The following is an 11,889-nucleotide window of genomic DNA, read 5'->3' as shown; positions in this document are numbered from 1 at the left end:
ATCCCGTTGTGAAAAGGCAGTCAAAATCAACACCTAATAAACAAAAAGCTGCGTAAATTTTCTTAGGCTTTAGGCGTTTAACTCAGTTTGACTCAGTTAGAAAAAATAACTGGGGTAACTTCTGATGCCTAGTCTCTTGTTCGCGTAAATTATTCGCTAACACTTCTTTCTTGTCCAAAGGCCAATAAAAATAATAAACTTTGACAAAGAGTTAAGCCTTGACCCAAGGGTATTGATTTAGTATCCTCTTGCATACCTTATTGAAAAACCTGCCGATCTTTTAAAAAGACTAGCAGGCATGGCTTATCATCAATCGGAGCGGCGGGATTCGAACCCACGACCTCCACTACCCCAAAGTGGCGCGCTACCAAGCTGCGCTACGCCCCGGTCAGAACTACTATCATACAACGAAACTCTAGGATAATCAAGAGGCAAATTTAAAAAACCTTAAGCATCTCACTTGCTTGGAGTAAATGTGGAACAGCAGAAGCATCCCATTTACCCTCTACACATCGCCCTGTAGTCAAGATCAAGCGCAGACTGTAAGCATGAGGATAGCCTTCCACCTCCATCCACAATAAATCGCTTTCGGCTTCACAAGCAATTTTTTCCTCTTCCATCAATTCAGTTGTGATTTGCTTCATGGTGTCTGCGAGCTGTGCTAGTAGACGGCAAAAATCATTTAACTCGGCTTCGGTTAACTCAATTGCCCAATCATCTGTACCCACTAAACCTTTAAATTCAGGTGCTTGGGGGTTCCAGCCTATACGCCAACCAAATCCAGTTTTTACAAGGCGTTCCATAGCTTAGTTTTTTAAAGGCAAAGGGACGCAGAGGTTTAAAGCAGAGGAACGCAAAGGAAGATTTTGGACTCTGGATTTGGTCATTTCAGTAGTTCAGTACCTCCTTATTGGGGTGGTTGTGGGGTGTTGGGGCTGGGGGATAGGGTATTTTGGGAAGTAGGATTAAATATATTGACTAAGACTTGCACTAGGGTATCTCGCTGGCTGCGGGTGAGACTGCTGATGGCTTTGCGATCGCCTTCTATCGGATTTTCCCGTAATGAATCATTTCCTGGATAGGTAGTATCATACATAATTTCGTTCGCACCCAGGTAATCAGCTAAAGTCAGCTTCCAATCCAAGCGATAATTTGGGGCCCGCCCTTTGGTATAAATGTGATATCTAATCAGGCGATTTACTAAGGTGTTGTTTTCGGCAACTTTCCCATTTTCTTTGCTAATATACTTATTTTCTCGTGGTAAATCTGGCAACTGCTGATATACTAGCTGCCAAACATCGCTAGGTGTGATTCTCTGAGCATATGCAGGTTGGATGCTAAATAAGTTTGTCTGTATTGATTTGCCCACCTCTGAAGCCAAAACAATTACACCCACTACCATTAAGGCAGTGAGTGTCTGCCAGGGCTTGAGTAGAGGTTGAATGAATGATAAATGTTTGCTCATCCTACCTTCTCTAAAGCCTTTTTTTATAGTTCGCCAATAATTTCTGGCTGAGTCAATTCATCGGACATTTCGATAATTGCTCTTAGCACTGGCTTCATCATCACATCTTCGTTACTTTCAAAGTCTTCATAACGCCGACGTTTAGCACGATTTGCCACCTGAACCGTAATGCGGTAACGATTTGAGGCTGCACTAATGAGATCCTCAGCACGGTGCATAATCTGAGACTGAGTTGTCTCGAACTTAGAACGCTTTAGCATAATCAGTGGTTCTTGGGGTCATTCCCCAGTGTAGCAGTACTGATAAATTTGCCGTTGTGTATTTAATCGCTAGCAACCTCTCTGTTCATAGAGGTTGAGAGTGTTTTAGTCAATATAAGGGACTTCCAAGAAATAAATTACTCAAATAAACGAACCACAGAGGCGCAGAGAACACGGAGGAATGAGAGTTTCGAGAAATTTTTTGCATTAGGTGGTTGAGTGTTTTTTTATTTGGAAGTCCCTAAATTATTCATCGGACAATACAGTTCAGTTAAGGCTAAAACTCTTTGCCAAAGTCAATTTTTTAACGTAGACGCTTCGGCTTGCCGCAGGCTACCGCAAACGCGAGTGCGTCTCGTAAGAGTTGGACGCCAAGGACGCAAAGAAAGAGAATTGTTTTGACGTAGCAGTGCTACGTCTCTACAAGGGTTCTGAGTAAGGCATATTTAATTTCACCAGATGTCTATTGGTTATTCTCCTTGTCCCCCTCAACTCTTCACTCCCTACTCCCTACTCCCTACTCCCAAAATGCATCCACTGCGGGGGGAAAGACTCAATGAAAACTGCTGAGTTTCTCCTTCACTATTCCACTCAACTTCAGCAGTACCATACAACAACTGATTGGGTTGAGTACGCAAATTGGTGATATGTGCATTCGCTGTTGCTGAACTTGTGCCAGCGTTGACGGCAATTATCAGTTCTTCTGTGCCCAATGTTCGGGCAAAGATATAAACTTGTCCTTGAGCATGGAGAACTTGGTAATCGCCTGTACGCAAGGCTGGGTAAGTTTGACGCAGGGCAATTAATTGGCGGTGAGTGTTAAAAATCTCTTTTTCCCAGTTGGCTTCTAAAGGAAAGCTGCGACGTGAGTCGGGATCTATTCCACCAGGTAAACCAACTTCATCACCATAGTAGATGCTGGGGGCACCGGGAAAGGTGAGTAGTAGTAAAGTTGACAATTCCACACTAGCTTTATCGCCGCCTGCAATGGTCATCAATCGAGCTGTATCATGACTTGCTAGCAAATTGAGTTGAGTTAGCTGAATTTCCCAAGGGTAAAGTTGCAGTACTTCTTGGATTTTGGTGGCGTACTCGGCGGCAAATAAGGGTGGGTAGGGTTGATAGTCGCGGCTTTGCACTTGTTCTAAGACTACGCGATCGCCAGCTGCAAAGGCAATTGTCGGCCCAGCAAATAGATAATTCATCACGCCGTCAAATTGCGTTCCATCCAACCACTGGCGAGAATCTCCCCACACTTCGCCCACAATGTAAGCTTCGGGATTAACTGCCTTAACGCGATCGCGAAATTCTTGCCAAAAACCAGGAGTTTTTATTTCAAATGGTACATCCAATCGCCAACCGTCGATGCCGAATTTAATCCAATATTCGGCAATCTCCATAATGTATTCTCGCACTTCTGGATTATCGTGGTTAAATTCTGGCAAGGCGCGATTTCCCGCCCAACCCGCGTAGTTGGCAGGAAATTGCCCATCGTATGCTGAAAGGGGCCAGCCTTCTATTTTGAACCAATTTACCCAAGGTGAATGGGGGCCATTCTCTAAAACGTCATGGAAAAAGAAAAACCCACGGCTGGAATGGTTAAAGACTCCATCCAAAACAACTTTGATATTCCGTTGATGGGCTGCATCGAGCAATTCCTTAAAAGCCTCATTGCCCCCTAACATTGGGTCAACTTGGTAATAATCGTGAGTATGATAGCGGTGATTGCTGGCAGATTGAAAGATGGGTGTGAAATAAATTGCGTTAATTCCCAAATCCTGGATGTAGTCTAAACCCTCCATGATTCCCCATAAATCGCCGCCTTTATAACCTTGGAGTGTTGGCATAGAGTCCCAATCTTCCCAACGGGCTTGGTGTAACAGCCGTTTGCGGGGCTTTTTGCTTCTGGCAAAGCGGTCTGGAAAGATTTGGTAGAAAACAGCGTGTTTCACCCAGTCTGGTGTTTGAATTTGCATGAATAACTCTTTGTAGGTTCAGAAGCGATCGTTGCAAATATTAGCTTCTTTATGGCTCTTACTTATGATAGAGAATTGGGAATTGATAATTGGGCATTGGGACAACTGTTCCCCGTTGGGTAGCAATACTGCGCAGGTTTTGGCAAAAAAATCAAAAATGTGTAGGTTGGGGAGCCACTGCGCCCTTGCGGTTAAGAGACTTGTTCGCTTTTAGCGTTCCCGCAGGGTAGCACGTGGCGTTTGAGGAACTAAACCCAACCGAAGAGCGTGGTTTGTTGGGTTTCGCATTGCGCTCAACCCAACCCACAAATATTAAATTACCGAATCTTGTGGGGTGGGCGTCTCGCCATTAGTGTCAACTTAACGTAGAAGTTATGTCCCGCAAGGAACTGAAGTTCCTTGCTAATAACAAAAGTCATCTGAAGATGACTAAATATTTCCAATAATCTTTAGTCTACTTCAGTAGACTTTAGCTATTAGCCTCGAACTTTAGTTCAAGGCGGGTCATGTAGGCAACAGTTAAGCTATTTCAAGGCTTTTGTTGACACCAATGGCGTCTCGCCCGCCCCACAATAAGTAGTTGAGTATTTTTTTATTTGGAAGTCCCTTACACATGAATTTGAGAGACTACTATAGCGGTTCTCAATTGCGTGAAATACAGACCTAACCCCCAACCCCTTCCCTACAAGGGAAGGGGAGTAAGCCTCAAAGCCTCTGGTCAAGAAAGAGGAGGCGGTAGCCCTCCCAGTCTGGGAACTAGTCAGGACAAGGAAGGTAGACTACTTCGGTTTGAAGTGAGATGGCTTCGGTTTGAAGTGAGATGGCTTCGGTTTGAAGTGAGATGGCTTCGGTTTGAAGTGAGACGGCTTTGGTTTGAAGTGAGATGGCTTCGGTTTGAAGTGAGATGACTTCGGTTTGAAGTGAGATGGCTTTGGTTTGAAGTGAGACGGCTTTGGTTTGAAGTGAGACGGCTTTGGTTTGAAGTGAGACGGCTTCGGTTTGAACTGAGACGGCTTCGGTTTGAACTGAGACGGCTTCGTATCTTTAGTGAAAGGGTGCGATCGCCTTTGGCATGACGCACCCTATTTAAAAATGAATGCCACTTACTTACAACAGTTTTCATGTATTTGAACCACAGATAGACCTCTCTCCTACGAGGAGAGAGGCTTTAAATCAGTGAACAGTTAACAGTTATCAGTTATCACAGTTTCGGTCGGGGTCAAATCCCCGACCGAAACACGCCATTTTTAGAAATGGGGGACTCTAACTCCCAACGGAAAAATTAACTGATAACTGATAACTGTTGATTTTCTCCCCTTCCCTTGTAGGGAAGGGGCTGGGGGTTAGGTCTCATAATTGTGGTTCATTTACCTGAAAATCGCTGTAAGCAAAAGTTGCTGCCCAGATCCCCGACTTTTTGAACAAGTCCGCGATCTAAATCTAGCTTAAGTAAATGACATTCCAATACTGCGTAGGTTTTTAATATTTGTAAGTTGGGTTGAGCAATGCGTTACCCAACAAACCCCGATCTTCGGTTGGGTTTCGTTCCTCAACCCAACCTACACCTACACCTTTTTTATTTTTTTGCCAAAAGCTACGCAGTATTGAATGATATTCCACCCAACTAATTGGTGTAATGAAATTCATTAACTTTTATTCTTCCTTTCTCACCGTAAAGGATTACATTCACTCTGACACTCTGCTGTTAAAAGTGATGATTTGAATTTACTGTGGGTTGTATAAGTTGTACTCAAAGTATTTAAATCTTTACAAAATTTCCATTGGCTAGTACCGATTTATCAAGGCTATTATGAGTAAGAATTTTCGGCATTAATGCGAGAGTGACTTATCTTGCTTAAGTTACTATTTTTCTCTCAAAATATAAATTTAATTGGAGGTAAAATGAGGCACGAAAAACTTTCTCCTGGACTACTTTTAGCATTTCAAGACTATCATCATGAGGGAGATCAAGCTTTAGTTACACACAAAAAATCCCTTGGCATCATTGCCCACAAAAGCCCAGTTAAGCCGACTAAGAGCGTCGTTTTTATCTACTGTGACCATGATGCAGACTTGAGTTATCTATCACAATATAATATTGAAGTCAATCAAAACTCTGGAAGTGTGCGGACGGCTTTTTTACCGATAGAGGGTTTAGATGTCTTATCTGAAGAAGATGTGATTCAGCGAATTAAACCATCACGCAAACTTCATTTGAGGATGGACACTGCAATGGGAGCAGTGAAACTACCGGAGTTCAAGAACCAAAGCGGACTGACTGGTAAAGGAGTAATCATCGGCATTATAGACAGTGGTATTGATCCGAAACACCCCGCTTTTGCTGGGCGAGTTTTACACATTTGGGATCAAACACTCCCAGGGCCAGGAGTGGCGGAAGGCGGCTATGGTGCAGAATTGACGGGAGCGCAACTGACAATTTCTCAGGATACTAGTGGTCATGGTACTCACGTTGCTGGAATTGCTGCCGGTAATGATGCTAGCTATGGCGGTGTCGCACCAGAAGCGGAATTAGTTGTCATCAGGTCAGATTTACAAGATGCCCATATTGCTGATGGTGTGCGTTACATTTTCCGAATTGCTAAAGAGTTGGGACGTCCAGCAGTGGTAAATCTCAGCTTGGGTGGACACGCTGATGCCCATGATGGTAGTGATTCTTTATCCAAAGTTATTGATGCTGAAACCGGCCCTGGAAGAATTGTTTGCTGTGCTGCGGGTAACGAAGGAAACGCTAACATTCATGGACAAACGACGATACCCAGTGGATGCACTCGCGGTATGCGCTTTAATGTTCCTTTGAATCAAGTAGGTATAGTTTGGTTAAACGCTTGGTATTCCAAAGACAGCGAATTGGAAGTGTCGCTGCGGAGTCCTAACGGTTTTGTCACCCCCTTCCAAAAAATAATTACTGACGGTAATCCCGCCCAAGATTACCAATTACCAGATGCACGGGTGCAATTAGCGACACCAGGGCCAGATAAAGCCAACAGTGACCATAATTTCTTTGTGCAAATACGTGGTATTGGCCCCTCGCAAGTAATGGGAGGTATTTGGCAGTTGCGAGTCCGCAACAATTGTTCAACTGACACAGGTTTAAATGTATGGACACTAGATGATAGTTCCTCAGTGTTTTTTACAGGTAAAAGTGTGAAGGATGCGCTAAAAATTGGTTCACCAGGAGCCGCCAGCAGTGCAATCACAGTTGCTGCCTATACTACTAAAACCAACTATACAGATATTGATCAGCAAGTGCGAGAAATGGGTTTAGAATTGCATAGGATTTCAGAATTCAGTAGTGAAGGGCCTCTACGGAATGATGGACAGAAGCCGGATGTAGCAGCACCAGGAGCAATGATTGTTTCCACACTTTCTGCTGATGCAAATTTTGACCGCTCATCAATGATTAATTCCAAGTTTGTGGTTCAGGCTGGTACGAGTATGGCGACACCCTTCGTCAGTGGGTTAATAGCACTACTGTTGCAACGTGATCCTAAACTTGATCCGGCTGCTGTGAAAGAATTGCTACGTAAAAATAGTGCAATTCCCGGAAAACCTCCAGGCACATTTGATGAAAAATGGGGTTATGGAGTGGTTAACGCTGCTAATCTGTAATTAGAGGATGTTTAAATCAGTGAACAATTAACAGTTATCAGTTATCACAGTTTCAATCGGAGATTTGACCACGACACCAAACACGCCATTTTTAGAAATGGGGGACTCTAACTCCCAACGGAAAAATTAACTGGTAATGCGGATACTTGATAACTGTTGAAAAGATTGGGCGAATAGAATTCGCTTCTACACAAACAAAGTCCACCTTCGTGGACTAATAAAAAATCAAGAGCTTTTAACCTGCGTTCGCGTAGCGTTCCGCAAGGAAAGGTAGGTAAAGTCTCGTGTAGCCGCGACTTCTAGTCGCCCGCTAATCATAAATTAGACTTTTCAACCCTGCTCTAAAGATAACAGCAGTTAATCTGTAATTGGATGTAGAAATTAGTGCATTAAGTCTGTACAAAGAGAGGCAATGAAAACTCATAAAATTGATAAATTAGTTGTAGGATGGGCTAAAAATAGCCCGCCCTTTTACTGAGGAATTGCTGATGAATTATCAGAAATTAGATGCTGCTCTTGCTACAGCGCTAAATGATGTTCAAGATTCACAAGAAACTAGTTTAGCGGTTTTCATCCATACTGAACCGATTTTAGACTCGGCTGCGATCGCTGTTTTAGAAAGTTTAGGCGTTAGTGGTGTTAGCAGTGAGAAAGATGTTTTCACTGCAACACTGTCACCAAATACCATTTCCCAGTTGTCAGAGCAACCTTGGGTAATTAGTCTGAAGCGATCGCACCAATTACGTTTGGTTAAAGGATTTCCAATAAGTAAATTATCCAAATAAACGAACCGCAGAGACGCAGAGGACGCAGAGAGAGGAGAAAGATAGAGTTTGCTGTTACTGTGAATCAGGTTTTGGTTTTTCTGGAAACTTACACTTCACCTCAATTTGCAGATTACTTTCAGCTGAACCTTCGGTAATGTAAGGAATACCAGCTTTCCCACCCAACTTAATGCCAAATGTAAGTTTTACCTCTTCAATCTCCGCAGTATTGAAGTCTTTAAAAGCACTAAGAGCATAGATAGTATAAGAGCGAATCATTTGCCTAGCTTGTTGCATCCGAGCGATCGCATCTGTTCGCACATCCTTGTATTCTATGCCATCGTCGTCCTCCTCAATTTCCTGAGTTATTTCGGTGGCTGTGACGTTAATCTCAATCTGCTCAATCTCTCCGTCTGCTTGAAAAAATAATTGCTGTACTTCTGACATCAGCTACCTCGGTTCAATTTTTATATGTCTGGAAAATTTCAGTTTGCTCGGAGAAAAATAATAGATGGTATTATTTTTAGTAGCACAGCTATCATTGTGTCTGTCAAGATTATCCCGCATTTACCAACCCAAGGTGTGTTAAATGGCACGATACGCGCTTGTTATTGGTATTGCCGAGTATATCAGCCCATCATTACCGCGTTTGTCGAAGACTATAAATGACGCTGAGGCGATCGCGCAACTCTTAGAGCAGTATGGTGATTTCCAGTCTGTGCAAAGACTACCACAGCGTTGGAATAAAGACAAAAATGGCTATGAAATGGCAGCGTCAAAAGTTAGTGGCGCTGAAATCGGTCAAAAACTCAGAACATTTCTGCTAGAGCAAGCTGCTAATAATGAAGCGCTAATTTATTTTAGCGGACATGGTTTTACTATTTCTGACAACTTGGGACAACAAAAGGGATTTTTGGCAAGTTCTGATTGTCAGATTGAATTTAAGGAAAACAAAAATGCCGAACAAAAATATGGCATTCCTCTAGATAGCCTTAACGACTTAATTCGAGCTTCGCAATTGAGTAGTTTGGTGATGCTACTCGATTGCTGTAATAGCGGCTATTTCTTAGAAAGACAATTAATCCAAAAAACTCTTAACGCTTTCAGTTCGCAAAAGGATTATTACTTAATTACAGCTTGTCGAAGCTTTGAACGTGCGGGAGTGATTAAAAGTGAAGAATACAGTATTTTCACAGGTGCAGTTATTAAGGGATTAACGGCAGAAAATGTAGGTAGTAGTAGGCGAATTAGTGGCGATCGCTTGTTTGATTTTGTCAGCAACGAACTTAAAGGTTCGGTACAAGAACCGATTCGCATGGGTTGGGGACGTTCGATTACCCTCGTGACTTATCCCCAATCAGATATTTCTACAGGTGAAAAAGTTGCTTTCAATCAGGAAAATCCTTATCGGGGACTTTATGCATTTGAATCAGAACAAGCGCAATATTTTTGTGGACGAGAAGAAGCAGTTCGCACCCTAATTTCACGTTTAGCAGAGAGTCGGTTTTTGGCTGTAATTGGCTATTCAGGTAGTGGTAAATCTTCTTTAGTAAAAGCAGGTTTGTTACCGCAACTGAAAGGCGATCGCCTCCCAAGAAGCAGTGAATGGGCGATCGCTTCTTTTACACCAGGAGAACATCCTTTAGGTAAGCTTGTTGACATTTTAGCTCGACAACAACAGCAAAATCAGCCACATTTATTATTTATCGATCAATTTGAAGAAGTATTTACCCTGTGTCAAGACGATGAGGAACGCAAAGCTTTTATCCGTTTAGTAGCACGAGAAGTAAAAAATGGGGAGGTAGAAACGCGGATAATTTTGACAATTCGTGGTGATTTCTTAAATAGATGTGCTGACTATTTAGAAATTATTACTCTCATTAATAGCATTCCTCCCACATCATTCATAGTCACACCAATGTCTTTTGCTGAGTTAGAAGAAGCAATAGAAAAACCAGCAAAATTACATGGGGTAACGTTTGAGCATGGTTTAGTTTCGCAAATTTCTGCCCATGTAGTCAACCGTCCGGGTGCATTACCCATACTGCAATATGCACTCAAAGAGTTGTGGCGAGTTTGCATTGAAGAACCTGAATCTCCAGAGCCGCTTTTAACTCGCAAAGGCTATGAGGAAATTGGTGGAGTTAAAGGAGCTTTAGACAAACGAGCGACAATTTTGTATGAAAGTTTAACAACTATAGATCAAGCCTTTGTGCGTCGCTTGTTTATGGAGTTGGTGCAGTTAGGTGAAAGTGGAGAAGTAACGCGGCGGCGTGCTAGCTGGGATAGATTAGAAGTAGTTGCAGATTCTCCACAACAATTGCAAAGGGTTCTGGGATTACTGGCTGGTTCTCAACAACGTTTAATTATCACTGATGAAAAGTCGGTTGAAGTTGCTCATGAAGCACTTTTATCTGAGTGGAAGTTATTAAATACTTGGATTGCTGAAAATCTGGAAAATATTCGTCTCAGTCGTTCTTTAGATGAAGATTGTCAGGAATGGCAAGAAAGATTTAATAAATCCGATGATGCACTGTTATCGGGTGCAAAGTTGGCTGTAATTTCTGAGTGGGTGAATAAGACTCAGCACAGACTTACGCCACTAGAAGCAGAATTTTTGCATAAGAGTTTGGATAAGATAAATAGAGAAAAAGAAGCGGAATTAACAAGAGAAAGACAATTGCGAGAAGCAGCACAAGGTAGAGTAAAAATAGAGACACAAAAAACAAAGTTGTCAATATTGGCTGGTGTGATGGCAGCATTTAGTTTAGGATTGGGGTTATTAGCACAGCAACAGATAGCAAAGGTAAAACAGCGTGAAATACTTGCTAGTATAACCATAGTTTCAAAGGCCAAACAGCTTCTTGAAACTGGTAATCAACTTGAGGCACTTGTAGCAAGCTTACAAGCTCTACAAGAAGTTAAAGAGAAAGATATAGGCAGCCAAAATAGTGCCTTTTTACAAGAGCTTCAATCAATAATACTCAGAATTTATGAAAGGAATCGATTACCAGGTCATACTAAATATATTTGGAGTGTAACTTTTGACAAAACAGGTAAACTTATAGCTTCTGCCAGTTCTGATGGAACTGTAAAATTATGGACTAGAGAAGGGAAATTATTAGAAACGTTTTTTTCTGATAATAAGAAGACACTATTTAGTGTGCAATTCAGCCCTGATGGGAAGAAAATAGCCGCATCAAGTTCTGACACTACTATCAAGTTGTGGACTATAAATGGAAATAATAGACAACCTGATATATTAAAAAATGGACATAAAAAAGCAGTTTATAATATTAGCTTTAATCCCAATAATGGACAGCATTTAGCTTCTTGTAGTCTAGATGGCACTATTATAGTGTGGGATATAAAACAGAAAAAAAGTATTGCTTCCCATAAAGAAAAGTGGGGTATTACAAATATAGATTTTTCTCCAAAACAAGGATTAATTGCTTTTGCAGTTCCTGAAAATGACACTAAGGAAAAATGGAGTGTGAAAACATGGAACACACAAAATAATAAAATTAAGGTTATGGCCAATCATGATGGTGGTATTAGCTCTGTTAAATTTAATCCCGACGGAGAAATTCTGGCATCTAGTAATTATAAAGGCCCACCACAAACCCAATCCATCTCTCCTCCGTTCATCGCCAGAGGATGAATATCCTCTGGCGATGAACGGAGGAGAGATGGATTGGGTTTGTGGTGGGCCTTTCTTTTTCTCCGAAATGCATTGGCTGAAGGACTGGCTTTGCCAGGCATGAATCGCTGATGCGGGGCACTGATAAGTGTCT

General features: G+C 42.1%; 9 protein-coding genes and 1 tRNA gene. 3 read left to right on the top strand and 7 right to left on the bottom strand.

Annotation, left to right across the window (positions count from 1 at the left end; translation table 11 throughout):
* Positions 1 to 313: 313 nt before the first annotated feature.
* From LC605_RS27070 to LC605_RS27040, 6 genes are all read right to left on the bottom strand, one after another.
* Positions 314 to 387, bottom strand: a tRNA-Pro gene (locus tag LC605_RS27070).
* A gap of 50 nt (positions 388 to 437) precedes the next feature.
* Positions 438 to 803, bottom strand: coding sequence for a DUF1818 family protein (locus LC605_RS27065; protein ID WP_229550579.1), 366 nt, complete (start codon positions 801 to 803; stop codon positions 438 to 440).
* Positions 804 to 907: 104 nt separating this feature from the next.
* Positions 908 to 1,465 (bottom strand): hypothetical protein, encoded by a 558-nt coding sequence (locus tag LC605_RS27060; protein ID WP_229550578.1) that lies wholly within the window; start codon positions 1,463 to 1,465, stop codon positions 908 to 910.
* 23 nt (positions 1,466 to 1,488) lie between these two features.
* On the bottom strand, positions 1,489 to 1,725 hold the full coding sequence (locus LC605_RS27055) for a DNA-directed RNA polymerase subunit omega (RefSeq protein ID WP_229550577.1): 237 nt from the start codon (positions 1,723 to 1,725) through the stop codon (positions 1,489 to 1,491).
* Positions 1,726 to 2,228: 503 nt separating this feature from the next.
* Positions 2,229 to 3,701, bottom strand: coding sequence for a glycoside hydrolase family 13 protein (locus tag LC605_RS27050; protein ID WP_229550576.1), 1,473 nt, complete (start codon positions 3,699 to 3,701; stop codon positions 2,229 to 2,231).
* A 1,479-nt stretch (positions 3,702 to 5,180) separates the two neighbouring features.
* Positions 5,181 to 5,348: a hypothetical protein gene (locus LC605_RS27040; protein ID WP_229550575.1), complete on the bottom strand. Its 168-nt coding sequence runs from the start codon at positions 5,346 to 5,348 to the stop codon at positions 5,181 to 5,183.
* 255 nt (positions 5,349 to 5,603) lie between these two features.
* On the opposite strand from LC605_RS27040, the gene LC605_RS27035 reads away from it, so the two are divergent.
* Positions 5,604 to 7,331, top strand: a complete 1,728-nt coding sequence (locus LC605_RS27035; RefSeq protein WP_229550574.1) for a S8 family serine peptidase — start codon at positions 5,604 to 5,606, stop codon at positions 7,329 to 7,331.
* 488 nt (positions 7,332 to 7,819) lie between these two features.
* Complete coding sequence (locus tag LC605_RS27030) at positions 7,820 to 8,116, top strand: hypothetical protein (RefSeq protein ID WP_229550573.1); 297 nt, start codon at positions 7,820 to 7,822, stop codon at positions 8,114 to 8,116.
* Between the two features lie 54 nt (positions 8,117 to 8,170).
* Here the strand turns inward: LC605_RS27030 and LC605_RS27025 are convergent, their stop codons facing one another.
* Positions 8,171 to 8,542: a CU044_2847 family protein gene (locus LC605_RS27025; protein ID WP_229550572.1), complete on the bottom strand. Its 372-nt coding sequence runs from the start codon at positions 8,540 to 8,542 to the stop codon at positions 8,171 to 8,173.
* Between the two features lie 142 nt (positions 8,543 to 8,684).
* Between LC605_RS27025 and LC605_RS27020 the strand changes: the two genes are divergently transcribed.
* Positions 8,685 to 11,756, top strand: coding sequence for a caspase family protein (locus tag LC605_RS27020; protein ID WP_229550571.1), 3,072 nt, complete (start codon positions 8,685 to 8,687; stop codon positions 11,754 to 11,756).
* Positions 11,757 to 11,889 lie beyond the last annotated feature (133 nt).

Source organism: Nostoc sp. CHAB 5836, assembly GCF_020829445.1.
In the GTDB taxonomy this organism is placed as follows: domain Bacteria; phylum Cyanobacteriota; class Cyanobacteriia; order Cyanobacteriales; family Nostocaceae; genus Nostoc.
This window is presented reverse-complemented; position numbering and strand designations above follow the sequence as displayed.